This is a genomic window from Sphingomonas koreensis (assembly GCF_002797435.1).
GTDB classification, from domain to species: Bacteria; Pseudomonadota; Alphaproteobacteria; order Sphingomonadales; family Sphingomonadaceae; genus Sphingomonas; species Sphingomonas koreensis.
Map to the genome: position 1 here is coordinate 3,810,528 of NZ_PGEN01000001.1, position 24,325 is coordinate 3,834,852.

Here is a 24,325-nt window from a genome sequence, read left to right on the forward strand (position 1 = left end):
CGCGACACTAGATAGCGTCTCACAAGTTACCGTTATGCCATTGCCACAGCACTGCTAAACTTGCGCATCGGCGTCCGCTATACACCCCGTGCCCGCCGAAACCGCGTAGTCCGCGCTCAGGCCACGTTGGCCTTGCTGCGCAGCGACAGGCAGTAACCCACCGTTACCGCGATGCCGAGGATGATCGCGGCGCTGCCGCCGATCACTGCGGTCTGGATCGGGGCGACCGCCCAGAAGCCGGTATAGGCGAGGCCGCTCAGCGCCATCGACCAGCCGCCGACGCGTGCGACCTGGCGCGCGCGGGCGCTGGGGACGTAATTCTTGGGCATGCGGTTGCCGAACCACATGACCATCAGGCCGTTGAGGCCGATGACGAGGCGGGTGACGGTGTCGCCGTCGGTCAGCCCGGCCTTGCGCGCGGCGGTTGCGGCGAGGGCGGTGCCGATGGCACCGGCGGCCCAGACGATGCCCGGGATCAGTTCCTTGTTCATCGTGCAGTCTCCTTTTCAGGATCGGGCGCCCCGGCGCCGATGCCGAACGAATGGACGAAGCCCAGCAGCGCCTCTTCGAGCACGCTGAGCTTGAGGTGATAGATGACGGATTTGCCGTCCTTTTCGGTGTGGACCAGATCGGCCTCCTTCAGCACCGCGAAGTGCGCCGACATGGTCGGCTTCGACACGTCGAACTGGTCGCTGAGCTCGCCCGCGCTCATCGGTCCCTTGCGCAGCAGCTGAAGCACGCGGCGGCGGGTGGGGTCGGACAGCGCTTTGAACACCTGGCTCATAAATCGATAATTAGCTAATCATCGAAATGAGTCAAGCGACATATCCGCGGGCGGGCGGGGTGCCGAAAAAGAGATGGCCGCGGAGTCCGGTTGGACGCCGCGGCCATTTGCCCCTCTGCGTGAAGTCTGTCGTCAGGCGACCGCGCTGACCGGTGCCGCCGCCTCTTCGGCGTCGCGCAGCACATAGCCGCGGCCCCAGACGGTCTCGATATAGTTCTCGCCGTCGCATGCCATGCTGAGCTTCTTGCGCAGCTTGCAGATGAAGACGTCGATGATCTTGAGTTCGGGCTCGTCCATCCCGCCATAGAGATGGTTGAGGAACATTTCCTTGGTGAGCGTGGTGCCCTTGCGGAGCGAGAGCAGCTCCAGCATCGCATATTCCTTGCCGGTCAGGTGGACGCGGGCGCCGTCGACCTCGACGGTCTTGGCATCCAGGTTCACCGCCAGCTTGCCGGTGCGGATGACCGACTGCGAATGGCCCTTCGAGCGGCGGACCACGGCGTGGATGCGCGCCACCAGTTCCTCGCGGTGGAACGGCTTGGTCACATAATCGTCCGCGCCGAAGCCGAACGAGCGCACCTTGCTGTCCATCTCGTTGATACCCGACAGGATCAGCACCGGGGTCTGAACACGGGCGACGCGCAATTTCTTGAGCACGTCGTAACCATGCATATCCGGCAGATTGAGGTCGAGCAGGATGATGTCGTAGTCGTACAGCTTGCCGAGATCGAGGCCTTCCTCGCCCAGATCGGTGGTGTAGACATTGAAGCCCTCGGTCGAGAGCATGAGCTCGATCGCCTTGGCAGTCGTTGGCTCGTCTTCGATCAGCAGCACGCGCATTTGCGGGTTCCCCCTGTGCCGGTTGCGCAGCCCCCTGTGACCCGCAACGCGACTGATTCATTAACCTAAACAGGTCTGAAGGCAAAAGGTTAATTTTGTGCTAACCCGCAGGAATCCACGAGTCGCGGCGAATCTGCACGGTTCGATGTCGCGCCGGCTCCGGAGCAGGGAGGCGGCAGCGCGTGCGCTCGACGCGATAGATCGCGTACCGGACTGCCTATATCCCTAGTCTATAGGCTTCATCCTTTTTTTGCGTTTGCTGCCCGAGAGCAGGCATGGTTAGTTTCGTCATTTCCGGGGTGGTCACGCGATAACGCGGGCCGGGACAATCAGGGGGTCAGTATGAAGATCAAAGCCGCGCTTCTCGTCACGGTTTGCGCGCTCGCGCACCCGGCTTTCGCACAGGACACTTCCCCCGCGCCGACCTCGGCAACCCCAGAGGCGGAACGTGAGGGCGAAGTGGTCGTCACCGGCACGCGCATCGTGCGTGACGGATATCAGGCGCCGACTCCGGTCATGGTGCTGAACCTGGAGGACATCCAGAACGGTTCGTCCTCGAACAACATCGCCGATTTCGTTAATCAGATGCCGGCGCTCGCCGGCTCGACGCAGCCGTCGAACTCTCGCCTCAATCTCTCGAGCGGCCAGGCGGGTATTAACGCGCTGAACCTGCGCAACATGGGTGAGACGCGAACGCTCGTGCTGGTCAATGGCCGCCGATCGGTAGGCTCCACGATCACCGGGCTGGTGGACGTCAACACGATCCCGCAGGCGCTGGTCAAGCAAGTCGAGGTCGTTACGGGCGGCGCATCGGCAGCTTATGGTTCCGACGCGGTAGCCGGCGTGGTCAACTTCATCCTCGACAACAAGTATCAGGGGATCAAGATCGGTGCCGATGTTGGCGTGACCGAGGAAGGCGACGGCTTCAACTATTCAGTGAATGCGGCGGGTGGCTGGTCGTTCGCGGAAGGGCGTGGCCACCTGCTGATCAGCGGCGAGCTTGCGCGCCGCGACGGCATCTTCTCGGTCGATCGCGAGTGGAACCACACGGGCTATGTCCGGATCCAGGACCCGAACTGGGTGTCGGGCGTCAGCACCACGCCGCGATATCTGATCCGTCGCCAGGTCGGCGCAGCCAACTCGACGCCAGGCAGTATGATCCTCAACTCGTCGGGCGGCACGGCCAATAGGCTGCGCGGTATCTATTTCGGCCAGGCCGGTCAGGTGCTGCAATACCAATATGGCGGGCTGACCTTCCCGGCTGCGAACGGCTCCTCGCCGCCCACGCTGAATCAGGGCGGCAGCTGGCAGGTCAACGATTCGGGTCGCCGCATCGGCCTTGACCCCCAGGACGACCGCTATGGCCTGTTCGCGCGCCTCAGCTATGAGATCGCGGACGGCGTCGATTTCTTCGCCGAAGGCTCGTACAATCGCCAGAAGATAGTGTTTAATGCCGGTCCGAACTTGGCATCCACCACGACAGCGTTCAATGCCGCCAATGTCGGCCGCGGTGCCGCTGGCGCCAGCACGCTGGCTGCCGATAACGCTTATCTGATCCAGGCGCTTGGCGCTGTGCAGCTTGCCGGCATCACTGGTGTCACGATCGGTACAACCGCGGCAGATCTGCCCTATCGCGGCGTTAACAACGAGCGCAAAGTGCAGCGCTATGTCGTGGGCTTGGAAGGCCAGTTCGATGCGTTCGGCAAGGCGGCGCGCTGGGATATCTTCGGGCAATATGGCCGCGCCGAGATGCACGAAGAGCTGACCAACATCATGCATACCCAGCGCACGGCGAGCGCAGTGGACGCGGTGTTCGCGCAGGCGGGCAATCCGGGCAATTATGCCGTCGGATCGATTCAGTGCCGGATCAACGTCGATGCGGACCCGAACAACAACGATCCGAATTGCCGCCCGCTCAACCGTCTGGGCATCGGCGTCGCCGATCCTGCAGCGGTCAAGTATATTCTGGGCAATCCCTATCGCGACGAGGTCGCGGAGCAGTTCGTCGTCGGCGCGAATCTCTCCTTTGCTCCGTTCGCGACCTGGGCGGGCGACGTCAGCCTTGCCGTCGGTGGCGAGTATCGTGAAGAGAAGATCAGCGGCTATGTCCCGCCTGAGTTCCGGCCGACCGTCACTTCCAACCCGGGCGGTGGCCTGACCACCACCAATACCTGGTCGGTGGGCAATTATCTGCCCAGCAACGGTAGCTACAACGTCAAGGAAGCCTATCTCGAAGCAGTGGTTCCGCTCGGCTTTGGCCTTGAGTTCAACGGTGCGGTGCGTGCGACCGACTATTCGACGTCGGGTTATGTCACCACCTGGAAGGCAGGTGCGACCTGGCAACCGATCGACGATATCCGTCTACGTGTGACACGCTCGCGCGACATCCGGGCGCCGAACCTCAACGAACTGTATCAGGCGGGGTCGTCGAATACGGATGCGGTGAGCAACCCCTGGGGCGCGGGCAGCGGACCGAATGGCGGCAGCTATGGCACGAGCATTTCCTACTCGCAGCTGAGCGTTGGCAACCCGACCCTAAGCGCGGAGAAGGCTGATTCGTGGAATATCGGCGGCGTGTTCTCGCCGCGCTTCCTGCCCGGGTTCAACCTAGCAGTCGATTATTTCCGGATCGACCTCGACGACGCGATCGATACGCTTTCGGCGCAGGATATTGTTAATCGTTGTTTTGATGGGCGCGCCGAATATTGCGCGGCGATCACGCAGGATCCGAACAGCTCGGCACGCGTCCTCATTCGCAACCAGCCGTTCAACTTTGCGAAGCGGATTGCGCGCGGTATCGACTTCGACGCCTCTTATCGCCTGCCCCTGAACAGTATCTTCGACAATGCCGAGGGCGACATCACGTTGCGTGGTCTGGCCACGCGCTACATCGAGAACATCGTCGACACGGGCATCCCGGGCGTCGTGCCGCTTGATAGTGTGGGTTCGAACGGCGGCCAGTATACGACGCCGACGTGGATCTTCCGTGGCAGCCTCGCCTACGAAACGCCGAGCTTCTCGATCACGACCGTTGCGCGCGGTACGAGCGCCGGCAAGTATCTGGCGAACGCGATCGAGTGCACTACCGGATGCCCGGTGACCACCACGACATCTACCTATCAGACCTATGACGAGATCAATGTCTCGGGCACCTTCTATGTTGATCTGAACCTGACCAAGAAAATCACGGTCGGCAGCTCGGAAGCACAGGTCTTCTTCAACGTCACAAACCTATTCAACCGTTGGCCGTTGCTCCTTCCGGAAACCGGACTTGCTGCGAACAGCACCTATTCGGATCTGCTGGGTCGCCGGTTCCGCATCGGCGTGCGTTTCAAGACCAACTGATCGCACGCCTCGACAAACAGGGCCGGTCCGCGGATGCGTGGGCCGGCCTTTCTTTGCGTGGAAGGTCAGGCGCGCTTCGCCGCCCGCGCTGCCGTTTCCTTGACGCAGATGTTGCGGAAGCGGTGCGAGAGATAGTCGATCACCAGCTCCACGCGCGCCGGGCGCAGCGTGCTGGGCGGGGTGAGGAGATGGAGCGCGATGTTCATCGGCGACCAGCCGGTGAGGAGCTCGACCAGATTGCCCTTCTCCAGCTCCTCGTCGATGATGAAGCCGGGGAGGCGGGCGATGCCGAGCCCGGCGCGGAGCGCTGGGAGCATCGCGTCGCCATTGTCGGTGATCAGCGGACCGGCGGGGCGCACCGCGGCCTCCTCGCCATCCGCCTTGCGGAAATGCCAGGCGCCGATCACGTTGGCGTAGAGAAAGCAGGCATGATGGGCGAGATCTGCCGGGTGCTTGGGTGTGCCGTGCTTTTCGAGATAGCTTGGCGCCGCGACGACGCGCGCGGTGATCGGAGCAAGGCGGCGCGCGCGCAGCGAACTGTCCGGCAGATCGGCGATGCGCAGCGCGATGTCGAACCCGTCGGCCACGATATCGACCCGGGCATCGGACAGGCGCAGGTCGATCTCGATCCCGGGATGCTCGGCGAGCAGATCGGCGATCGCATCGGCGACGAAGCGGATGCCGAAGGTGATCGGCGCCGCGATGCGGACGAGGCCGGAAGGCGCCTTGGCCGCGTCGAGCGCGGCTTCTTCTGCCTGCTGCGCTTCGGCGAGGATGCGGCCGGCGCGCTCGGCAAGCGCATTGCCGCTGTCGGTTAGGGTCAGGCGGCGCGAGGTGCGATGGAACAGCGCGGTGCCGAGCTGCGCCTCGAGCCGGGCGATCGCCTTGGACACGGTCGCCTTGGAGACGCCGATCGCCTCCGCGGCGCCGCTGAACGAGCGGTGCTCGACCACGCAGGCGAAGATCGCCCAGGCCTCAAAATCGGGTAGCCGCAAGGTGAATCTCCGCTAGATTCTTGAAACGATCAGTTTCAGACGTTTCCATTTACGCACTGATCGCAGAGCCTATCTTGGGCGTCAACCAAGGAGGCACACATGATCGAGAAGCGCTCGTTCGACAGCCTGGGCCATGCCGATCATGGGTGGCTCAATGCTCGCCATCACTTCAGCTTTGCCAATTACTACGACCCCGACCGGATGGGCTGGGGAGCGATCCGCGTGTGGAACGACGACGAGATCGCGCCCAACAGCGGCTTTCCGCCGCACCCGCACAAGGACATGGAGATCATCACCTATGTCCGGAAGGGGGCGATCACGCATCAGGACTCGATGGGCAACAAGGGCAAGACCGGTGCCGGCGACGTCCAGGTGATGAGCGCGGGCACCGGGGTCCGGCACGCGGAATACAATCTCGAGCCGGAAACCACGACGCTGTTCCAGATCTGGATCATGCCGCGGGCCAATGGCGGCGCGCCGAGCTGGGGGGCCAAGCCGTTCCCCAAGGGCGAGCGCTCGGGCAAGTTCGTGACGCTCGCATCGGGCTTCGAGGAAGACACCGATGCGCTGCCGATCCGCGCCGACGCCCGGGTGCTGGGCGCGACGATCAAGGCGGGCGAGAGCCTGACGCACACCGTCGGCGAGGGGCGCTACGCCTATCTCGTGCCCGCGGTGGGCAAGATCGAGATCGACGGCAACCCCTTCGACGCGCGTGACGGCGCAGCGCTTACCGGCGGGCAGACCGTGACGATCAAGGCGATCGAAGACGCCGAGATCGTTCTGGTCGATGCCGACTGACAAGACCTCCCCCGGAGCGGTCCGCGACCTCCCCCTCCCAAGGCGGGCCGCTCCACCCCCCTTTTCATCAGGAGACATGCAATGGCCAAGGTTCTGGTCCTCTATTACTCGTCCTACGGACATATCGAGCAGATGGCGGAGGCCGTCGCCGAAGGCGCCCGCGGCGCGGGTGCGCAGGTGGATATCCTGCGCGTGCCCGAGACCGCGCCCGAGGCGGTGGTCAAGGCTGCGCACTTCAAGACGGACAGCGCGCACCCGGTGATTGCCGGCCCCGACGTGCTCAAGGCCTATGACGCGATCATCGTCGGCACGCCGACCCGCTTCGGACGGATGTCGAGCCAGATGGCGAGCTTCTGGGACACAGCGGGCGGCCTGTGGGCGTCGGGCGCGCTGCACGGCAAGGTGGGCGGCGCCTTCACCTCCAGCGCGACGCAGCATGGCGGCAACGAGACGACCCTGTTCAACATCATCACCAACCTGCTGCATTTCGGCCTCACCATCGTCGGCCTCGACTATGGGCATACCGACCAGATGAAGGTCGATGAGGTGCTGGGCGGCGCGCCCTATGGCGCGACCACGGTGGCGGCCGGCGACGGCAGCCGCCAGCCGAGCGCGATCGACCTCAACGGTGCGCGCTATCAGGGCCGCCGCATCGCCGAAGTCGCGGCGAAGCTGGCCGCCTGAGACGGGTCATGGCGCGCCAGCCCGCCTTGTTCGTATCGCACGGCTCGCCGATGATCATGTTCGAGCCCAGCCCGGCGCGGGAGTTCCTCGCCGGGCTGGCCGGGCAGGTCGCGCGGCCCGACGCGATCGTGATGGTTTCCGCGCATCACGACATGGCGGAGGCGGTCGTGACGTCGGTCGAGGCACCGGCGACGATCCACGATTTCGGCGGCTTTCCGCAGAAGCTGTTCGACCTGCGCTATCCGGCCAAGGGCGATCCGGCACTGGCGGCGGAGGTCGCGGCGCTGGTGGAGGGGACGGGGATTCCCGCCTTTCTCGACCCCAAGCGCGGGCTCGACCATGGTGCATGGGTGCCGCTGATGCTGGCATGGCCGGAGGCTGACGTGCCCGTGGTGCAGCTGTCGATCAGCAGCGCCCATGCGCCCGAATGGCATTACCGCATCGGGCAGGCGCTGGCGCCGCTGCGCGACCGCAACGTGCTTGTCATCGGATCGGGCAGCCTGACGCACAATCTGCGCGCGATCTTTGTCGAAGGGCGCGATCACGACGCGGCGGTGCCCGAATGGGTGTCGGCGTTCGCGGACTGGGTGAAGGCGCGGATCGACGCAGGCGACGCCGATGCGGTGCTGAATGCGGTCGAACGCGCGCCCTTCGGCAAGCAGAACCACCCGACGATGGACCATATCCTGCCGCTGTTCACCGCGATGGGCGCTGGCGGCATTCCGGGTGAGCGGCTGCATCACAGCTACACCTATGGGGTGCTGGCGATGGACGCTTATCAGTTCGGGTAGCAAAGTCGGTTCCGGTCCGGAGCAAATTCACCAATTCGCAAGTACAGCCTCTCTAGCGCTCGCTGGGTAACGTCATTCAGGCGGGAGCTGTCGATTGATCGGGGCGAAGATTCGTCCGCAGCGCAAGTTGCGGAATGGGGGCAATGCAGCCCCGCATCCGGCGCAGGGTGAACTGCTCGCCTCGATCGAAGGGCTGCGGACCAACTGGTTCTGGTCCACCGATGGCGAAGGCCGGCTCTCATATATCAGCGATTGGGTAGCGGACGAGTTTGCGATTGCCGGTCAGGGGATCGCGGGCAGCGAGCTCACCGCGGTATTCAGGATCGAGAGCGACGCGGCCGAGACGTCCGGGCCGATCGGCTTCCTGCTCGCGAAGCAGAAGCCCTTTCGCGGCGTCAACATGCGCTGCACCCACGACCGGCAGGAGCGGATATGGACGATGTCCGGCAGTCCGCAATTCGATCACGCGGGGAACTTCACGGGCTTCCAGGGAATCGGCGCGGATATCACCGCAGTGCAGGAATCGGCCGAGGCGATCTCGCGTCTGGCCAGCCACGACGCGCTGACCGGCCTGCGCAACCGGCGCGGCATCTCCGCCCTGGTCGAGCAGGCTTTGCTGGCATCGATGCGGTCCGACCGGTCCTTCGCGATTCTGCTGGTCGATCTCGACCGGTTCAAACTGGTCAACGACACGCTCGGTCACCCGGCGGGCGATCAGTTGCTGACGCAGGTCGCTGCGCGGCTGAGCCGGGTGCTGAACCATGAAGATTGCGTGGGCCGGATCGGCGGCGACGAGTTTCAGATCGTGCTTAGCGTTCCTGCCGATCGCAACGCGCTGGCGGCGCTGGCCGAAGATATCATCCGCACCGTGTCGCAGCCCTATTTCATCAACGGCAGCCGCTGCGTGATCGGTGCGTCGATCGGCATCGTTCTGGGGCCGCATGACGGCGACATGGCCGAAGATCTGATCCGCAACGCCGATCTGGCGCTCTATGCCGCCAAGGACGCCGGACGGGGCTGCTACCGCTTTTTCGCGCGCGACATGCTGGAGGCGGCGGAAGACCGGCGATTGCTGGAACAGGACCTTCTCGACGCACTCGACCGCGGCGAGCTGGAGGTCAACTATCAGCCGCTGGTGAATGCGAAGACCAATGTGATTGCCGGGTTCGAGGCGCTGCTGCGCTGGAACCACCCCGATCGCGGACGCATCTCGCCCGCGCTGTTCATCCCGATTGCCGAGGAAACCAGCCTGATCGCACGGCTGGGCGAATGGACGATGCGGCAGGCCTGTGTCGATGCCGCGACCTGGCCGGGCGATCTGCGCGTTGCGGTGAACGTTTCGCCGATCCAGTTCGCCAATCCGAGCTTGCCTCAGGTCGTGCTCAGCGCGCTCGCCCATTCCGGGTTGAACCCCGAGCGGCTCGAGCTCGAGATCACCGAAAGCGTGTTCATCGACGGTGGCGCCGAAGCGGAGGCCACCTTTGCCACGCTCAAGAAGATCGGCGTGCGGCTGGCGCTGGACGATTTCGGCACCGGCTATTCCTCGCTCGGCTATCTGCGGTCCGCGCCGTTCGACAAGATCAAGATCGATCAGAGTTTCGTGCGCCTGGTCGCCGATCCCGCGTCGCGCAACAATGCGATCATCACTGCTATCGTTGCGCTGGCCCGCACGCTGGGGATGGAGACCACGGCGGAGGGTGTGGAATCGCTCGACCAGCTCGAAGCGCTCCGCGCGCTCGATGTCGGGCTGATCCAGGGCTATCTCTACAGCCTGCCGGTCTCGGCGGCAGCGGCAATGGAGATGGTGGCGGAAGCGCAGCCGGCGATCCAGCCGATCGGCCCCGCCAAGCAGCGGGGCAGTCGCGTCGCGACCTTCCGCCGCATCGGCGCGGTGCATGGCGACCATTATTACCCGGTGATCCTGCGCAATCTGTCCAGGACGGGGGCGCTGATCGAGGGGCTGGTCGACGTGCCGGTGGGCACGCGGTTCGTGATCGATTTCGGCGACCGCCAATGGACGGTGGCGACCGTGCGCCGCTCGCGCGGCACGCATCAGGGTGTCGAGTTCGACGAACCGCTGGTGAGTGACGGGCAGGGCGGCTATCGCACGCGCTATCGCGTATCGTCGATGATGCTTGCGCAACTCGGCCTGTCGCTCGACCGTTCGGCAGAGCGCGGCTGCGAGCGGCCCATGGTCCAGTCGGCGCGGCAGGCGCTGCCGGTGTTCCAAACCTCGCTCCGCTAGTTCTGCCATTGCGCGCGGACGCGGCAACGCCCAAAGCGGAGGCATGATCCAGGACCATGTTCTCTTCATCGACGGAGAGGCAATCATCATCGACAAGCCCGCCGGGTTGCCCGTCGATCCGCCGCGTGACGGATCGATCAGCCTGGAGAATTATCTTGGCAACCTGACCTTCGGCTTCCAGCGCTGGCCGACACCGGTGCACAGGCTCGATCGCGACACCAGCGGCTGCCTGCTGCTGGCGCGCAATCCCAAGGCGCATGCCCGTTTCCAGCAAGCGTTCGAGGCGGGCGCGGTGACCAAACGCTATCTGGCGGTGATCGACGGCGTGCCCGAGGAGCCGTCGGGGCTGATCGAGCTGCCGCTGATCAAGGTATCGAGCGCCGAGCGCGGCTGGCGGATGACGGGCGATCCGAAAGGCAAGGCGGCGCGGACGCGCTGGCGGGTGCTGGATTCGAAGGACGGCCGGGCGTTCGTCGCCTTCTATCCCGAGACCGGACGCACGCATCAGATCCGTGTCCATGCCGCCGAAGGCCTGGGCATCCCGATCACCGGCGACCCGGTCTATGGCGTCGCGGGCGGACGGACGATGATGCTCCACGCCGCACAGCTCACCGTGCCGCGGCCGGGCAAGCCCGATGTCCATGCCGAGGCGCCGACGCCCGAACGTTTCAAGGCGATGGGGTTCGGCGGGTTCGCGCAGGCCGATGACGCCGCCTGAATTCCCCGAGGCCGCGGTGGTCGAGGAGAAGTTCCTCGCCGCATCCGGCCCGGGTGGTCAGAATGTCAACAAGGTCGCGACCGCGGTGCAGCTGCGCATCGACGTGTTCCGGCTCGGCCTGCCGCCATGGGCCTATGCCAAGCTCAAGGAGCTGGCTGGAAGCCGCATGACCGCGAGCGGCGAACTGGTGGTGACTGCGCGGAAATTCCGCACGCAGGAAGCGAACCGGCAGGACGCCCGCGCCCGCATCGTCGAGCTGCTGGTGAGGGCGCATGAGCGCGACGCGCGCCGGATCAAGACCAAGCCAAGCAAGGCGGCCAGGGCACGGCGGGTGGACGAAAAGAAGGGCCGGTCAGCGATCAAGGCGGGTCGCGGCAAGGTGCGCGTCGAATGACGGACCGGGTCGAAGCGGTGCTGGCGGCGCTGGAAGCCGAGGGGCTGGAAAAGACCCGCACCGAGATGGGACCGCGCTACGGGATCGTCACCGCCGACCGCGTGTTCGGAGTGCCGATGGCGCGAATCCAGGCGATCGCCAAACCGCTGGGCAAGGACCATGATCTGGCCGCGGCGATGTGGGCCACGCGGGTCTATGAGGGGCGGATGATCGCCTTCCTGATCGACGATCCGGCGATGGTGACTCACGCGCAGATGGATGCGTGGCGCGCGCAGTTCGATAATTGGGCGGTGACCGATACCGCCTGTTTCAAGCTGTTCGACAAGGTCGAGGGCGCAGCGGCGCTGGTCGAGCCCTGGACTCAGCTCAACGACGAGATGGGGCGGCGCGCGGGGTTTGCGCTGCTCGCCTGCCTAGCGTTGCATCGCCGGCCGGCGGATTATCTGCATGGCCTCACGCTCATCGAAGGCGCGGCCGAGGACGATCGCAATTTCGTGAAGAAGGGCGCCAATTGGGCGTTGCGCGCGATCGGCGGCAAGAAGGATCCGGCGCTGCGCGCGGCGGCCCGCGCACTGGCGACGAAGCTCGCGGTATCGACCGACCGGACCGCGCGCTGGAACGGCAAGGACGCGTTGCGTGCCTTCGCCAAGGCCGACGCGAAGAACGCGGCAGCGAGCTGACCCCTTGCGTGCGGTGGCGCGACAGGCCACCTGCGTCGCCATGTACAGTTTCGACATCGCGGCCGGATCGAAGGCCGAGCTTTACCGCGACCTGCTGGCCGCGCTCGACGCGCTGACTGCGGGGGAGGACGATGCGATCGCAAATATGGCGAATGCGGCGTCGCTGATCTGGCAATATCTGCCCGACCTCAACTGGGCCGGCTTCTACCGCAATGTCGGCGATGAGCTGGTGCTCGGACCATTCCAGGGCAAGGCGGCGTGCATCCGCATCCCGTTCGGCAAGGGCGTGTGCGGCGCCGCGGCGGCGAGCGGCGAGACCCAGTTGATCGAGGACGTCCACGCCTTTCCCGGCCACATCGCCTGCGACGCGGCAAGCAACGCCGAACTGGTCGTGCCGATTTCGCACCAGGGCCGGCTGATCGGCGTTCTTGATCTCGACAGCCCGTCACGTGGCCGGTTCGACGCCGAAGACGCCGCGGGATGCGAGGCGCTGGCGGCGCTGCTGGCGCCGCGGATCGCGGGTTAACGGCCGAGTCGCCTGTTCCGGATTGGCACGGCTTTCGCGCGATCCGGTGGAGCCATGGTTAAGTCATTGGCCCGATTTGGGACTTGACCGGATGCGGGGTGACTTGGAGCGGCCGTAACGAAGGTGTTAAGGAAAGGTGAAGATTCGCGTCTTCGCCTGAGCCTGGCGCGATTCCAACGAGGAGTTGCCGCCCATGCGTACCGCCACCCTGATCGTCGCAGCCGTCAGCGGCCTGGCGCTCGCCGCGCCCGCGGAGGCGCAGCAGACCCGGGGTGCCAACTATCCCGCGCCCGCCGCAATGGTGCCGGCCGCGCCGGTAGCGGTGGTGCCCGCAACAGCGGCGCCGGCGGCCCACGCACCACAACGCCCCAACTGGCGGCCGGGAACGCCGCGGCCGGGTGGCTGGCAACCGGCGCGGCCGCCCCAGGGCGGGTGGAAACCGGGCCATCCGCGCCCCGGTAGCTGGACTCCGGGCACGCCGCGGCCGGGCAATTGGCAGCCGGCGCGCCCCGGGCGCTGGGGGAAGCGGATCGACGGGCGCTGGTACGCCGGGTGGCGCGCGCCGGGCGGGTGGGGTGCCTATCGCCGGCCGGTCCGCGGCTGGACGCTGCCCAGCTACTGGATCGGCGGGGGTTTCTGGATCAACGACTGGTCGAGCTGGGGGCTCAGCCGCCCGGCGGCGGGCTATGACTGGGTCCGCTATTATGACGATGCGGTGCTGATCGACCGCCGCGGCAAGGTGTGGGATTCGGTGAGCGGCCTCGACTGGGACCGCGACGGTCATGGCTATGACTATGACGACGATGACGGCTACTATGCCGATCGCGACCGCGATGACCGCGAACGTGGCGCCGATTACGATGCGCCCGGCTATGACGAACGCGATTATGATCGCGATGCGCGCCACGGCGACCGGTACGCGTATCGCGGAGAACATGGCTATCGCGGCTATGCGCGGCGGCCGATGGTATGCGTCGCGAACTGCTATGGCGGATACTATTCCGCACCGGCATCGACGACGGTGGTGATCCAGTCGGCCCCGGTCGTGACCACCACGACGACCGTGACCGAGGAATATGTGACCTATGGCGCGCGCAAGGTCGTGCGCCGCGCTCCGACCAAGAAACTCTATCGCGCGCCGGTGAAAAGCAAGAACTGCTATTGCCGTTGAGGCGCTACCCGCCGCTGCCGTTCCATGGGGGGAGACGGCGGCGGCGGGCTCCTGGTTTCAACGCGGCGGGCGCGTTCCGAAGGTGACGATGCTCTCGCTGCCATCCGCGGCGACGGACGCTACGCCGACGAAGTGATCATCGACCGGGACGTCCTTGAGCACGGTTTCGGTCAGGCCCGCCACGCCGCGCACATCGGTCCAGTCCTGCATGTCGTTGCGGCGCCAGTAGACGCGATAGCCCTTTGCGCCCGCGACCGGGCTCCACTTCACCTTGATGTCGTGCGAGAGCGCCCCGTCGAGCACCACGGATGATGGCGCGTCGGGCGCGTTGGCGAGGCGGCGGATCGTCGCGACGTTGAGCGCGGTGACCTTCGCCAGATAGGGGAAGTCCATCTTGTCGACCGTGTCGCCATAGACGCGGCCATTCTCGGTACGCAGATCCTGATGCTGCTGGTCGTAATGCTCGGCGCCGACCGAGAAGCGGACGGCGGGATAGCCGAGCCGCAGGAAGGGCTCGTGATCGCCGCCGCGTCCGAACCGATCGGGACGGCGGACGATGAAGGCGTCGAGCGCGTCGGGCGAGTCCTTCCTCAGCCCATCGGCGACCTTGTCGATCGCCTTGGCGAGCGCACGGCTCGGGCCGTCATCCTCGCCGCCATCGCCGCGGCGGCGCAGCTGCTCCTCGATCGTCTCCGACGCGCGGATACCTTCAGAGAAGACACGAACCCGGTCGGCGACGCGGACACCGTTCTGGCCCATCGTCCCGCCGACAATGTCGTTGTTGAGCACGGCGATCACGGTCCAGCCGCGCTCCTTCGCGGTTTCGGCCAGCAGCGTGCCGCCCCACAGCCCCTGTTCCTCGCCCGACAGCGCGGCGTAGATGATCGTCGCGCGGTGCTTCTGCTTGGAGAGGATGCGCGCCGCCTCGATCACCAGGGCGACGCCCGATGCGTCGTCATTGGCGCCGGGGGCGTCGGCGGTGAAGTTGAGCGGATCCGACACACGGCTGTCGATATGCCCCTGCACGATCACCACACGCTTGGGGTCCTCGCCGGCCTGGAAGCCGAGGACGTTGACCACCTCGACCCCATTGGGTGCGCGCGGGCCGGTGAAGGTGCGGGCGATGTTGGCGACTTCGATGCACTGGCAGGCTTCGCCGATGCGGTTGAGCTCGTCCGCTGCCCATTTGCGCGCGGCGCCGATGCCGCGGACGGGATCGGTGGCGGAGGAAAGGGTGTGGCGCGTGCCGAAGCTCACCAGCTTCTCGACGTCCGCTTTCAGACGTTCGGGGCTGGGAGACTCCTGTGCGGCGGCGGGGGCTGCGAGGAGCAGCGCGAGGAAGGGGAGGGTTCGCATGAGACTCAGCTTAGCCGGTCGATCGCATCGCGGTCGAGGCTGCCGGGGATCAGCATCAGCGGGACGGGAAGGGCGGCCATGTCGCTGCCGGTAAAATGGCTGACCAGCGCCCCCGGCTTGCCGCCCACCGCCACGCCGAGCACGAGCGCGGCGATTTCGGGGTTGGCGTCCATCAACTCGCGGATGATCTTTGGCCCGTCGCCTTCGCGGACGGTGATGGTGGGCTTCAGCCCCGATTCCTGGATCAGGGTTCCGGCCGCGCCCGCAACCAGTGCTTCGGCGCGCTGACGGGCCTCTTCCTCGATCGTCGCCATCACGCCGCCCCACTGGACGAAATCGGGTTTGGGAATCAGGGAGAGAATCTCGACTCCGCCGCCGGTCTTGACCGCGCGGCGCGCGGCGAACCGCAGGGCAATCTGCGCTTCAGGGCTTTCATCGATCACCACAAGATAGGTACGCATGAAACCATCCCCTCCCGTTTCCCCTTGGTGGTGACGCGGGAAGGGCCAGAGCGCAAGAGGTTGACGGGTGCGGGAGGCTTGACCCGCGCCGTTCATCGCGCAAGGGAGGGCCAAACCACCACCCTGCGACAGGATCCTCCCCGCCCATGTCGATCGACATCAAGATGCCGGCCCTTTCCCCGACGATGGAGGAGGGCACTCTCGCCAAATGGCTGGTGAAGGAGGGCGATACCGTCAAGGCCGGCGATCTGATGGCCGAGATCGAGACCGACAAGGCGACGATGGAGTTCGAAGCGGTCGATGAGGGCGTGATCGCCAAGATCCTGATCGCCGAGGGCACCGATGGCGTGAAGGTCGGCACCGTGATCGCGGTGCTGGCGGGTGAGGGCGAGGACGTCTCCGCGGCAGCCGCTGCACCCAAGGCCGAGGCGCCCAAAGCCGCCGAAGCGCCGAAGGAAGAAGCGAAGGCTGCTCCTGCCGCTGCGCCGGCTCCCGTGGCTGCTCCTGCGGCGGCGAGCGGTGACCGCGTTAAGGCCAGTCCGCTGGCGCGCCGTATCGCGGCTGAGAAGGGTGTCGAGCTGGGCAGCGTGAGCGGTTCGGGCCCGAATGGCCGCATCGTCAAGGCGGACGTCGAGGGCGCCAAGCCCGGCGCCGCGCCCGCTGCTGCTGCACCGGCGGCTCCTGCGGCGGCGCCCGCTGCTGCGGCTCCGGCAGCGCCTGCCTCGGTCTGGTATGACGAGAGCATCCCGCACGAGGAAGAAAAGCTCAGCAACATCCGCAAGACGATCGCGCGCCGCCTGACCGAGGCGAAGCAGACGATCCCGCATATCTACCTGACCGTCGACGTCCAGCTCGACGCGCTGCTGAAACTGCGCGGCCAGCTCAACAAGAGCCTGGAAGCCCGCGGCGTGAAGCTGTCGGTGAACGACATGCTGATCAAGGCGCTGGCCGTCGCGCTGGCGCAGGTGCCCAAGTGCAACGTCACTTATGCGGGCGACAAGCTGGTCAAGTACAGCCGCTCGGACATCTCGGTCGCGGTTTCCACGCCGACCGGCCTGATCACCCCGATCATCCGCGATGCCGCGAATATCGGTCTGGCGTCGATCTCGACCCAGATGAAGGAGCTTGGCCAGCGCGCCAAGGAAGGCAAGCTGCAGCCGCACGAATATCAGGGCGGCACCGCCAGCATCTCCAACATGGGCATGTTCGGGATCAAGCAGTTCGATGCGGTGATCAATCCGCCCCAGGCGATGATCCTGGCGGTCGGCGCGGGCGAGAAGCGCCCGTACATCGTCGACGACGCGCTGGGCGTCGCGACCGTCATGTCGGCGACCGGCAGCTTCGATCACCGCGCGGTGGACGGAGCCGATGGCGCAGAGCTGATGAAGGTGTTCAAGGCGCTCGTCGAGTCGCCGATGGGCCTGCTGGCCTGACGCCGCGATGCGCGTCCTGGTCGAAGCCCTGCACATCGCCGCCGGAATCGCGGTCGCACTGCTGATCGCGGCGGTTTCGGCCTGGGCCTATCCGCTCGCCGCCCGCGACGTGTGGCTGGTGACGGCCGTCGCCATCCTGTGCGTGATCGGCATGGGTGTCGCCCCGATGCGGCGGGCAATGGCAGCGGACCGCGCCAAGAGGAATGCAAGTGATGCCTGACCGGTCGCCGCCGGCTTTCGAGCCGACGATCCGCGTGACGACGATGCCCGCCGACGCCAATGCCTATGGCGATATCTTCGGCGGCTGGCTGATCGGGCAGATGGACATGGCCGCCGGCCTCGTCGCCGCGCGCCGCGCCAAGGGCCGGGCCGTCACGGTGGCGATGGACGCGATGCAGTTCCACGCACCGGTCTTCGTCGGCGACGAGGTGTCGGTTTATGCCGCGCTCACCAAGGTTGGCCGCAGTTCGATGAAGATCGACGTCGAAGCCTGGCGCCGCGGCCGCCACGGCGAGGAGCGCGAGCTGGTGACGCAGGCCAATTTTACCTTCGTTGCGGTGGGCGAGGATCGCAAGCCGCGCCCGGTGGACGGCTGATGCAAGGCGCGTTCGCCGACCCTATCTATCCTTCAATCCTCACTCCCCAGGGGCTCTAGAGACAATGGCTGAATCCTATGACGTGATCGTGCTCGGTTCCGGACCCGGCGGCTATGTCGCCGCGATCCGGGCGAGCCAGCTCGGCCTCAAGACCGCGATCGTCGAACGCGAGCTTCTGGGCGGGATCTGTCTGAACTGGGGCTGCATCCCGACCAAGGCGCTGCTGCGCTCGGCCGAGATCTTCCACTTCATGCAGCACGCCAAGGATTACGGCCTTGCCGCCGAGAAGATCACCGCCGACCTCGAGGCCGTGGTCAAGCGCTCGCGCGGGGTCGCCAAGCAGCTCAATCAGGGCGTCACGCACCTGATGAAGAAGAACAAGGTCGCGGTGCATTTCGGCACTGGCAAGCTGACCGGCAAGGGCAAGCTCAGCGTCACGGCCGAGGACGGCAAGGTGACGGAACTGACCGCCAAGAACATCATCCTCGCCACCGGCGCGCGCGCCCGCGACCTGCCGAACCTGCCCGCCGACGGCAACAAGGTGTGGACCTATCGCCACGCGATGACGCCGAAGGAGATGCCCAAGAAGCTGCTGGTCATCGGATCGGGCGCGATCGGGATCGAGTTCGCCAGCTTCTACAACGACATGGGTTCCGAGGTGACGGTGGTCGAGATGCTCGACCGCATCGTTCCCGTCGAGGATGCCGACATCTCCGCGCACCTGGAAAAGGCGCTCAAGAAGCAGGGTATGACGATCATGACCGGCGCCAAGGTCGACAAGATCGCCGCCGATGCGACCGGCGTGAAAGCGACCATCACCGGGAAGGACGGCAAGGCGGTGGACGGGCAATTCAGCCATGTCATCGTCGCGATCGGCATCGTGCCGAATACCGCCGACATCGGCCTCAAGGAGCTGGGCGTCGATGTCGACGACCGTGGGTTCCTCAGGACCGGGCCGGACTGCAAGACCAACATCGACGGCCTCTACGCGATCGGCGACATCACCGCGCCACCCTGGCTGGCACACAAGGCGAGCCATGAGGGCGTGATCGCCGCCGAGGCGATCGCGGGCAAGCACCCGCACGCGATGGACCCGCGCAACATTCCGGGCTGCACCTATTGCCACCCGCAGATCGCGTCGGTCGGCCTGACCGAAGCGAAGGCGAAGGAAGCCGGTTACGAGGTCAAGGTCGGCAACTTCCCCTTCATCGGCAACGGCAAGGCGATTGCGCTGGGCGAGCCGGAAGGTTTTGTGAAGACGGTGTTCGACGCCAAGACCGGCGAGCTGCTGGGCGCACACATGATCGGCGCGGAAGTGACCGAGATGATCCAGGGCTACACCATCGGCAAGACGCTGGAGACCACCGAGGCGGAGCTGATGGAAACGGTGTTCCCGCACCCGACGATCAGCGAGACGATGCACGAGGCGGTGCTGGCCGCTTATGGGCGCCAGCTACACATGTGAGGGGCGGCTTGAGACTGCGTTGGTCAGCGCATTCTCAAGCCCCGTTCAGCCTTTATTGGTGAAACCCTGCCATGCTGCCGCGCGATTTGCGGGAGCATGGCATGTCGGCAAAGACGTTTCTGGGGATCGTGCCCGTCTTCTGGTTCGGCGGGCTGGCGATCTATCTCTATCGCGTCAATGGCGCGTTGGGCGGAGTGGCGTCGCAGCAGTTGATGCCCACGGTGATGGGGCTGGCTGCGATCAGCCTGCTGCTCAGCCTTCCGATCCTGTTCAAGCTGCTTGGGTTGGCGACGAAGCCCAAAGGCAAGAAGGCCTTGGGGAGCAACGACAGCGCGCCCGGCGATTTCGACGCAGACGCGGCGATCAGCCGCTATCTCGAGAAGAAGGCCGCCGGAGAGGCGAACTTCACGGTGCCCGACAGCGCCGCACCACGACCCACCTTCGGCCGCAAGGTCTGACGCTCAGCGCGCTTCCGCGAACGCCTGCATCAGCCGCGGATAATCGGACGGTTCGGGGAAGCGTTCGAAGCTGTGCGCTGCGCCGGTCTGCGCCCAGGGCAACTTCTCGCTGGTATAGGTCTCGATGAACGGCACGAAGCCGCTCGCATCGTCGAGCATGGTCGCGCGCACGTTCACCGCGCCGTATTCGGGCGGCAGGCGGGTGAAGAGCCAGCTCTTGCACCAGTCGCAATGATGGTGGCGCGCTTCGTCGCCATGCAGGCCGCCGATCACCGGTTCACCTTCGAGGATCTCGAGCGCGTCGGCGGGCAAGGTGAGGGTGGTGGAGAAGGCGCTTGCGCTCATCTTCTGGCAGCCGCGGCAATGGCAGACGGCGGTGACGAAGGGCTCGGCGTTGATGCGGAACCGTATCTTGCCGCAGCGGCATCCGCCTTCCTGACCCGTCATCATCCGATCCCCCGCTTTACAGTTCAGCCATGCGCCGTCACCTTGCGTCCCATAACCGAAGAAGGGGGCGGGGGCATGGGTATTTCGATCCTGTGGTCCAGATTCGCGCTCGTGGCCCCGATATTTGTGATCGATATCGCAAGCGTAAAATCGGTGCCGGACGGGGTGATCGCGAACCCGGACCGGGTCTGAGCGTTGGGGCAAGATGGCGAAGCGGGACGATCACGATCAGGTGTGGCGGAATTTTCGCGAGGCGGTGAACATGACCGCGGGCGAGATCGAGGCGTGGCTGGAGACCGATGAGAGCCGCAAGGTCGGCTTCACACGGCCGGGGGAGAGCGAGAGCGTCGGGCGCGCTTCGGGCCGGCGGATCGTGGCGATCCTGCGCAGGAAGAAGGCCGAACTCGACGGCGGGGACTATGCGCATATGCGCAAGGTGGTCGGTTTCGTGCGGCGCCATCGCGGACAGGGGCCGCATGACGAATTTCGAATCCCGACCTCGCGCTGGCGCTATTCGCTGATGAACTGGGGGCACGATCCGCTGAAATAGTTGACCTTTGACGCGGTGACGGCGAGCCTCTGAAAAACACCAGCGGGGGATCCGATGAAGCGCCAGATGATCGTTGCGGCCGTAGCCGTGCTTGCCGCCACGCCTGCGGCTGCAGAGACCGTCGTCGTCACCGCCGACCGCATGGTCGATGTCGTTGCCGGAACGGTGGTCGAGCATCCTGCGGTCTTCATCGAGGACGGGCGGATCAAGAGCATCGCCGACGCGCGCACGGTGCGCTGGGGCAGCGACGTCCGGCATATCGACCTTTCCGGCAAGACGATCCTGCCCGGGCTGATCGACATGCACGTCCATCTCGACGCCAACCCGCTCTATGGCGGCTATACGGGGCTCCAGTTCACCGACAGCTTCTGGGCGATCCAGGGCGTCGCCAATGCCCGCGCAATGCTGAAGGCCGGCTTCACGACGATCCGCAATGTCGGGTCGGAGAACTATGCCGATGTCGGCTACAAGCAGGCGATCGAGGAGGGACTGATCGAAGGGCCGCGGATCGTGCCGGCGGCGCATGCGCTGGGCGCGACCGGCGGGCATTGCGACCAGACCTATCTGCCCCCCTCGTTCAAGGCGAAGGGTGTGGCGGTGGGCGACGGGCCGCAGGAACTGCGCGTCAAGGTGCGCGAGCAGCGGAAATACGGCGCCGAAGTCATCAAGATCTGCGCCACGGGCGGGGTCTTCTCGCGTAACACCGAGCCGGGACAGCAGCAGCTCTCGGAAAAGGAGATGCGCGCGATCGCCGACGAGGCGCATCAATGGGGTTTGAGGGTCGCCGCGCACGCCCATGGCGCGGCAGGGATCAAGGCAGCGATCCGCGCGGGGGTCGACACGATCGAGCATGTCAGTCTGGTCGATGACGAGGGCATCAGGCTGGCCGTCGCGCGCAAGCAGCCGGTCTGGTTCTCGATGGATATCTTCAACACCGACTATACCCAGGCGGAGGGCAAGAAGAACGGCGTGCTCGAGGACAATCTGCGCAAGGACCGCGAGGTGGCGCAGATCCAGCGCGACAATTTCCGCAAGGCGCATGCGGCCGGGGTGAAGATGGTGTTCGGCACCGACGCCGGGGTGATGCCCCATGGCACGGCCGCCGGGCAGTTCCGCACCATGGTCACTTATGGGATGACCCCGCTGGAAGCGATCCGCGCGGCGACGCTCAACGCGGCCGAGGCGCTGGGACGGAGCAAGGATGTCGGCGCGATTGCGGTGGGTCGCTATGGCGACATCGTCGCAGTGGACGGCGATCCGCTCAAGGATGTCGGGGTGCTCACCGCGGTCAAGGCGGTGATCAAGGGCGGAAAGCTCGTCTCCGGCGACTAACCGGCCGCGGCTTCGACCGTCGTCGCGAGCGGCGCGCGGGGCGCGTCGCTGCCGATCAGCGGGGTAATGGTGACGGTGGTGGCGCCGATACGGCGCATCCGGCCGTCGATATGGCCGCCATTCTCGATCGTGATATTCTCATACTCGACATCGCCGGTGATGCGTGCGCTGCGCTCCACGGTGAGCTGGCGGACGCGGACCGTGCCTTCGATCGTGCCGGCGATCCGGGCGCTTTCTGCGGTGACGGCGCCGACGATGTGGCTCTCGGCCCCCTGGATCAGCGCGGCGCAATCGACGTCGCCCTCGATCCGGCCCTCGACATGCAATTCGGCGCTGGCGTTGATGTTCCCGGCGATCACGACATCGGCGCCGATCACGGAAAACATGCCGCGCCGACCATTGCCGTTGCCTCCGGTCGCCAGCGGCATCGCCGGCCGGTCATCACGCGTCTTGCTTCCGAACATCCGTGTTACTCCCCCGCGACCGTGCGGGCCGCGCGCTCATCATATCAAAGGACAGGGTACCGTGCAGCCCGTATGCCGGCGGGATTCGATGCGATCCGTCGCGATTATCATTCGCGTGGGGGGCAATCAGCGGCTGTGCTGCGATCCATGTCGCGGCGATCATGCAGAACGCGCCGACCGCGACCGGCACTGCGCTCGCGCCGGGAATGACGCCGATGGTCGCGAAGAGTCCGGCCTGGACCAATCCCGCTATCAGGAGCGTGGAACGGCCCGGACGGATGGCGGCGCAGGTTAGCGTTAGAATCGCAGCGAGAATGAAGGCGTCGGGCCGAATGCCGGGAAAAAGGCCGGCGGTGAGAAGCGACGAAAGGCTGGCCATACCGATCAACCCCCGGCGATCCAGCGGCACGACCTGCATCCGCGCGACGAAGATTGCGGCGGTGCCGAGCGATGCGGCGAGGGCCAGCCCGACAAGCTGCGGCGCGTGTTCGGGCAGAATTGCCGTAGCGATCGACCAGATGCCGGGTGCGTCGCCGACGCTCGGATCGAAATTCGCCGGCCGCCCGCCGGCGATCAGCCAGGGCAGCACGAGCGCCAGCCAGATGGACGGCGCGGCGAGCCATGTACGGATGCCGGCCCGGTCGCGGATCGCGATCGCGAGGAAGAAGGGCGCGAGGACCAGGGCATGGACGTTGAACACCACGGCAAGACCGAAGCCGAGGCTCATGGCGAGATGCTGCCGGCCGATCGCGGCCGCGACTGCGATCAGGCACGCGGCGATCCCCGCCGCAGCGCCCCATCCGGAAAGTGAGCCGCTGAGCAGAATGAAGGGGAGGGCGGCCACGGCCAGCGCCTTCGCGGGGGCGGGCGTTGCTGGACTGAGCGGCAGTGGCGGCATAGTCTGCACCTGGACGACGAGCCTGAAGATCGGGTTAAGGATCGCAAGCACCGGGGGGCGAATGGCGGACCGCGAGAGCTTTCGGAGCAGGCTGGGCGGATTGTCGATCCCTTCGTCGCCCGTAGCCGTCCGGATCGCTGGTGCGGCCGCCGCGGTGGTGGCGCTTGGCCTGATCGCGCTGGGCGGGCGCTGCATGTCGCCGACGATGGTAAGCTGTTCTGCGGAGACGCTGTTCAGCGGAGGGCCGAAGCTCGACGTGCCGTACAAGGGCACCCGGCCCGCCGTGGTTGCGCGGATGCTGGAAATGGCCGAGGTCAGGGCGGGCGATCACGTCATCGACCTGGGTACGGGCGACGGGCGTATCCTGATTGCCGCAGCGCGTGAGCGCGGCGCCCGCGGTGTCGGCATCGATCTCGATGCGGTGCTGATCGGCAAGGCGCAGGCCAATGCCCGGAGTGCCGGGGTCGCGGACCGGGTGCGATTCGAGACAGGTGACCTGTTCAAGGCCGATCTGTCCGCCGCCGACGTGGTGACCATGTACCTGCTGCCCGAAGTGAACTACCGGCTCTGCCCGCGGCTGCTGACGCAGTTGAAGCCCGGCGCGCGGATCGTCAGCCATGCCTTCGACATGGGCGACTGGAAGCCCGATGCGACACGGCGGGCAGGGGGTGCGATCGTGCATTTGTGGCATGTGCCGCCACCGGACAAACGGCCTGCGGTGTGCCGGGGCGTGGTGCGGACAGCGGTACGCTGAACCGTCCTCCGCGCCGCCATTGACCGGCCAGGGCCGCAAGCGTATAGGCCGCGCGTTCCGCACCCGGGCAGGGAGTCGATTCTGTCGGCTTTTCGCCGTTCCGGGTGGAGCAGAGCTGAACGGTGTCGGAGACTTGGGGC

General features: G+C 66.0%; 28 protein-coding genes. 19 read left to right on the forward strand and 9 right to left on the reverse strand.

The window, feature by feature from the left end; translation table 11 throughout:
* Positions 1–116: 116 nt before the first annotated feature.
* From BDW16_RS18245 to ctrA, 3 genes are all read right to left on the reverse strand, one after another.
* The gene (locus BDW16_RS18245) at positions 117–491 is read right to left on the reverse strand and encodes an ammonium transporter (RefSeq protein ID WP_066574576.1); all 375 of its coding nucleotides are present in this window, start codon (positions 489–491) and stop codon (positions 117–119) included.
* Positions 488–784, reverse strand: coding sequence for an autorepressor SdpR family transcription factor (locus BDW16_RS18250; RefSeq protein ID WP_066574573.1), 297 nt, complete (start codon positions 782–784; stop codon positions 488–490). The genes BDW16_RS18245 and BDW16_RS18250 overlap by 4 nt, the downstream gene beginning before the upstream one ends.
* A 132-nt stretch (positions 785–916) precedes the next feature.
* Positions 917–1,624: a response regulator transcription factor CtrA gene (gene ctrA, locus BDW16_RS18255; RefSeq protein ID WP_066574571.1), complete on the reverse strand. Its 708-nt coding sequence runs from the start codon at positions 1,622–1,624 to the stop codon at positions 917–919.
* 342 nt (positions 1,625–1,966) lie between these two features.
* Here ctrA and BDW16_RS18260 point away from each other — a divergent pair, with 342 nt between their 5' ends.
* Entirely contained in the window at positions 1,967–4,969 is a 3,003-nt protein-coding gene (locus tag BDW16_RS18260) for a TonB-dependent receptor plug domain-containing protein (RefSeq protein ID WP_066574568.1), read from the forward strand.
* 65 nt (positions 4,970–5,034) lie between these two features.
* On the opposite strand, the gene BDW16_RS18265 is transcribed toward BDW16_RS18260, so the two are convergent.
* Positions 5,035–5,964, reverse strand: coding sequence for a LysR family transcriptional regulator (locus BDW16_RS18265; protein WP_066574554.1), 930 nt, complete (start codon positions 5,962–5,964; stop codon positions 5,035–5,037).
* 99 nt (positions 5,965–6,063) lie between these two features.
* Here BDW16_RS18265 and BDW16_RS18270 point away from each other — a divergent pair, with 99 nt between their 5' ends.
* The 9 genes from BDW16_RS18270 to BDW16_RS21825 all read left to right on the forward strand — a co-directional run bounded on the left by BDW16_RS18270 (position 6,064) and on the right by BDW16_RS21825 (position 13,971).
* A complete protein-coding gene (locus tag BDW16_RS18270) occupies positions 6,064–6,762 on the forward strand; it encodes a pirin family protein (protein ID WP_066574548.1) in 699 nt (232 codons plus the stop codon).
* 81 nt (positions 6,763–6,843) lie between these two features.
* A complete protein-coding gene (gene wrbA / locus BDW16_RS18275) occupies positions 6,844–7,446 on the forward strand; it encodes an NAD(P)H:quinone oxidoreductase (protein ID WP_066574545.1) in 603 nt (200 codons plus the stop codon).
* An 8-nt stretch (positions 7,447–7,454) separates the two neighbouring features.
* Positions 7,455–8,237 carry a dioxygenase family protein gene (locus tag BDW16_RS18280; protein WP_066574543.1) on the forward strand — a complete coding sequence of 261 codons (783 nt, stop codon included), beginning with the start codon at positions 7,455–7,457 and terminating at the stop codon, positions 8,235–8,237.
* 94 nt (positions 8,238–8,331) lie between these two features.
* A complete protein-coding gene (locus BDW16_RS18285; RefSeq protein WP_066574533.1) occupies positions 8,332–10,482 on the forward strand; it encodes a sensor domain-containing protein in 2,151 nt (716 codons plus the stop codon).
* 43 nt (positions 10,483–10,525) lie between these two features.
* Complete coding sequence (locus BDW16_RS18290; protein WP_066574531.1) at positions 10,526–11,200, forward strand: RluA family pseudouridine synthase; 675 nt, start codon at positions 10,526–10,528, stop codon at positions 11,198–11,200.
* The gene (gene arfB, locus BDW16_RS18295; RefSeq protein WP_066574529.1) at positions 11,187–11,594 is read left to right on the forward strand and encodes an alternative ribosome rescue aminoacyl-tRNA hydrolase ArfB; all 408 of its coding nucleotides are present in this window, start codon (positions 11,187–11,189) and stop codon (positions 11,592–11,594) included. The genes BDW16_RS18290 and arfB overlap by 14 nt, the downstream gene beginning before the upstream one ends.
* Complete coding sequence (locus BDW16_RS18300) at positions 11,591–12,274, forward strand: DNA alkylation repair protein (RefSeq protein WP_083954184.1); 684 nt, start codon at positions 11,591–11,593, stop codon at positions 12,272–12,274. Before arfB ends, BDW16_RS18300 begins: the two co-directional genes overlap by 4 nt.
* Before the next feature lie 40 nt (positions 12,275–12,314).
* Entirely contained in the window at positions 12,315–12,800 is a 486-nt protein-coding gene (locus BDW16_RS18305) for a GAF domain-containing protein (RefSeq protein ID WP_066574527.1), read from the forward strand.
* 193 nt (positions 12,801–12,993) lie between these two features.
* Complete coding sequence (locus tag BDW16_RS21825; RefSeq protein WP_066574525.1) at positions 12,994–13,971, forward strand: RcnB family protein; 978 nt, start codon at positions 12,994–12,996, stop codon at positions 13,969–13,971.
* Positions 13,972–14,028: 57 nt separating this feature from the next.
* Here BDW16_RS21825 and BDW16_RS18315 read toward each other — a convergent pair whose 3' ends face one another.
* Together BDW16_RS18315 and BDW16_RS18320 are read right to left on the reverse strand one after the other, a co-directional pair.
* Positions 14,029–15,327 (reverse strand): M20/M25/M40 family metallo-hydrolase, encoded by a 1,299-nt coding sequence (locus BDW16_RS18315; protein WP_066574522.1) that lies wholly within the window; start codon positions 15,325–15,327, stop codon positions 14,029–14,031.
* A 5-nt stretch (positions 15,328–15,332) separates the two neighbouring features.
* Entirely contained in the window at positions 15,333–15,788 is a 456-nt protein-coding gene (locus tag BDW16_RS18320) for a universal stress protein (protein WP_066574514.1), read from the reverse strand.
* A 146-nt stretch (positions 15,789–15,934) separates the two neighbouring features.
* Here BDW16_RS18320 and BDW16_RS18325 point away from each other — a divergent pair, with 146 nt between their 5' ends.
* From BDW16_RS18325 to BDW16_RS18345, 5 genes are all read left to right on the forward strand, one after another.
* Positions 15,935–17,221, forward strand: coding sequence for a pyruvate dehydrogenase complex dihydrolipoamide acetyltransferase (locus BDW16_RS18325; RefSeq protein ID WP_066574511.1), 1,287 nt, complete (start codon positions 15,935–15,937; stop codon positions 17,219–17,221).
* Between the two features lie 7 nt (positions 17,222–17,228).
* On the forward strand, positions 17,229–17,441 hold the full coding sequence (locus BDW16_RS18330) for a hypothetical protein (RefSeq protein ID WP_066574508.1): 213 nt from the start codon (positions 17,229–17,231) through the stop codon (positions 17,439–17,441).
* Complete coding sequence (locus tag BDW16_RS18335; RefSeq protein WP_371836681.1) at positions 17,425–17,817, forward strand: acyl-CoA thioesterase; 393 nt, start codon at positions 17,425–17,427, stop codon at positions 17,815–17,817. The genes BDW16_RS18330 and BDW16_RS18335 overlap by 17 nt, the downstream gene beginning before the upstream one ends.
* A 64-nt stretch (positions 17,818–17,881) precedes the next feature.
* A complete protein-coding gene (lpdA, locus tag BDW16_RS18340) occupies positions 17,882–19,282 on the forward strand; it encodes a dihydrolipoyl dehydrogenase (RefSeq protein ID WP_066574499.1) in 1,401 nt (466 codons plus the stop codon).
* A gap of 101 nt (positions 19,283–19,383) precedes the next feature.
* Positions 19,384–19,740: a hypothetical protein gene (locus BDW16_RS18345; protein WP_125958808.1), complete on the forward strand. Its 357-nt coding sequence runs from the start codon at positions 19,384–19,386 to the stop codon at positions 19,738–19,740.
* A 3-nt stretch (positions 19,741–19,743) separates the two neighbouring features.
* On the opposite strand, the gene BDW16_RS18350 is transcribed toward BDW16_RS18345, so the two are convergent.
* Positions 19,744–20,190 carry a GFA family protein gene (locus BDW16_RS18350; protein WP_066574494.1) on the reverse strand — a complete coding sequence of 149 codons (447 nt, stop codon included), beginning with the start codon at positions 20,188–20,190 and terminating at the stop codon, positions 19,744–19,746.
* On the opposite strand from BDW16_RS18350, the gene BDW16_RS21550 reads away from it, so the two are divergent.
* Genes BDW16_RS21550 through BDW16_RS18360 form a run of 3 tightly spaced genes read left to right on the forward strand, consistent with a single transcriptional unit; the run spans position 20,104 to position 22,069 of the window.
* Positions 20,104–20,379, forward strand: coding sequence for a hypothetical protein (locus BDW16_RS21550; protein ID WP_164519403.1), 276 nt, complete (start codon positions 20,104–20,106; stop codon positions 20,377–20,379). The two genes, BDW16_RS18350 and BDW16_RS21550, sit on opposite strands and share 87 nt — an antisense overlap.
* A gap of 13 nt (positions 20,380–20,392) precedes the next feature.
* Complete coding sequence (locus tag BDW16_RS18355; protein ID WP_066574492.1) at positions 20,393–20,737, forward strand: DUF3140 domain-containing protein; 345 nt, start codon at positions 20,393–20,395, stop codon at positions 20,735–20,737.
* 54 nt (positions 20,738–20,791) lie between these two features.
* On the forward strand, positions 20,792–22,069 hold the full coding sequence (locus BDW16_RS18360; protein WP_066574489.1) for a Xaa-Pro dipeptidase: 1,278 nt from the start codon (positions 20,792–20,794) through the stop codon (positions 22,067–22,069).
* Here the strand turns inward: BDW16_RS18360 and BDW16_RS18365 are convergent.
* Positions 22,066–22,533 (reverse strand): bactofilin family protein, encoded by a 468-nt coding sequence (locus BDW16_RS18365; protein ID WP_083954183.1) that lies wholly within the window; start codon positions 22,531–22,533, stop codon positions 22,066–22,068. The two genes, BDW16_RS18360 and BDW16_RS18365, sit on opposite strands and share 4 nt — an antisense overlap.
* Positions 22,511–23,377 (reverse strand): hypothetical protein, encoded by an 867-nt coding sequence (locus tag BDW16_RS18370; protein ID WP_164519404.1) that lies wholly within the window; start codon positions 23,375–23,377, stop codon positions 22,511–22,513. The genes BDW16_RS18365 and BDW16_RS18370 overlap by 23 nt, the downstream gene beginning before the upstream one ends.
* Positions 23,378–23,492: 115 nt before the next feature.
* On the opposite strand from BDW16_RS18370, the gene BDW16_RS18375 reads away from it, so the two are divergent.
* Complete coding sequence (locus tag BDW16_RS18375) at positions 23,493–24,185, forward strand: SAM-dependent methyltransferase (protein ID WP_198585807.1); 693 nt, start codon at positions 23,493–23,495, stop codon at positions 24,183–24,185.
* Positions 24,186–24,325: the final 140 nt, after the last annotated feature.

Coding starts and splice junctions, on each gene's coding strand:
- BDW16_RS18245 (WP_066574576.1), bottom strand. CDS start 491: ATGAACAAGGAACTGATCCCGGGCATCGTCTGGGCCGCCGGTGCCATC.
- BDW16_RS18250 (WP_066574573.1), bottom strand. CDS start 784: ATGAGCCAGGTGTTCAAAGCGCTGTCCGACCCCACCCGCCGCCGCGTG.
- ctrA (WP_066574571.1), bottom strand. CDS start 1,624: ATGCGCGTGCTGCTGATCGAAGACGAGCCAACGACTGCCAAGGCGATC.
- BDW16_RS18260 (WP_066574568.1), top strand. CDS start 1,967: ATGAAGATCAAAGCCGCGCTTCTCGTCACGGTTTGCGCGCTCGCGCAC.
- BDW16_RS18270 (WP_066574548.1), top strand. CDS start 6,064: ATGATCGAGAAGCGCTCGTTCGACAGCCTGGGCCATGCCGATCATGGG.
- wrbA (WP_066574545.1), top strand. CDS start 6,844: ATGGCCAAGGTTCTGGTCCTCTATTACTCGTCCTACGGACATATCGAG.
- BDW16_RS18280 (WP_066574543.1), top strand. CDS start 7,455: ATGGCGCGCCAGCCCGCCTTGTTCGTATCGCACGGCTCGCCGATGATC.
- BDW16_RS18290 (WP_066574531.1), top strand. CDS start 10,526: ATGATCCAGGACCATGTTCTCTTCATCGACGGAGAGGCAATCATCATC.
- arfB (WP_066574529.1), top strand. CDS start 11,187: ATGACGCCGCCTGAATTCCCCGAGGCCGCGGTGGTCGAGGAGAAGTTC.
- BDW16_RS18300 (WP_083954184.1), top strand. CDS start 11,591: ATGACGGACCGGGTCGAAGCGGTGCTGGCGGCGCTGGAAGCCGAGGGG.
- BDW16_RS18305 (WP_066574527.1), top strand. CDS start 12,315: ATGTACAGTTTCGACATCGCGGCCGGATCGAAGGCCGAGCTTTACCGC.
- BDW16_RS21825 (WP_066574525.1), top strand. CDS start 12,994: ATGCGTACCGCCACCCTGATCGTCGCAGCCGTCAGCGGCCTGGCGCTC.
- BDW16_RS18315 (WP_066574522.1), bottom strand. CDS start 15,327: ATGCGAACCCTCCCCTTCCTCGCGCTGCTCCTCGCAGCCCCCGCCGCC.
- BDW16_RS18320 (WP_066574514.1), bottom strand. CDS start 15,788: ATGCGTACCTATCTTGTGGTGATCGATGAAAGCCCTGAAGCGCAGATT.
- BDW16_RS18325 (WP_066574511.1), top strand. CDS start 15,935: ATGTCGATCGACATCAAGATGCCGGCCCTTTCCCCGACGATGGAGGAG.
- BDW16_RS18330 (WP_066574508.1), top strand. CDS start 17,229: ATGCGCGTCCTGGTCGAAGCCCTGCACATCGCCGCCGGAATCGCGGTC.
- BDW16_RS18335 (WP_371836681.1), top strand. CDS start 17,425: ATGCAAGTGATGCCTGACCGGTCGCCGCCGGCTTTCGAGCCGACGATC.
- lpdA (WP_066574499.1), top strand. CDS start 17,882: ATGGCTGAATCCTATGACGTGATCGTGCTCGGTTCCGGACCCGGCGGC.
- BDW16_RS18345 (WP_125958808.1), top strand. CDS start 19,384: ATGTCGGCAAAGACGTTTCTGGGGATCGTGCCCGTCTTCTGGTTCGGC.
- BDW16_RS21550 (WP_164519403.1), top strand. CDS start 20,104: ATGGCAGACGGCGGTGACGAAGGGCTCGGCGTTGATGCGGAACCGTAT.
- BDW16_RS18350 (WP_066574494.1), bottom strand. CDS start 20,190: ATGATGACGGGTCAGGAAGGCGGATGCCGCTGCGGCAAGATACGGTTC.
- BDW16_RS18355 (WP_066574492.1), top strand. CDS start 20,393: ATGGCGAAGCGGGACGATCACGATCAGGTGTGGCGGAATTTTCGCGAG.
- BDW16_RS18360 (WP_066574489.1), top strand. CDS start 20,792: ATGAAGCGCCAGATGATCGTTGCGGCCGTAGCCGTGCTTGCCGCCACG.
- BDW16_RS18365 (WP_083954183.1), bottom strand. CDS start 22,533: ATGTTCGGAAGCAAGACGCGTGATGACCGGCCGGCGATGCCGCTGGCG.
- BDW16_RS18375 (WP_198585807.1), top strand. CDS start 23,493: ATGGCGGACCGCGAGAGCTTTCGGAGCAGGCTGGGCGGATTGTCGATC.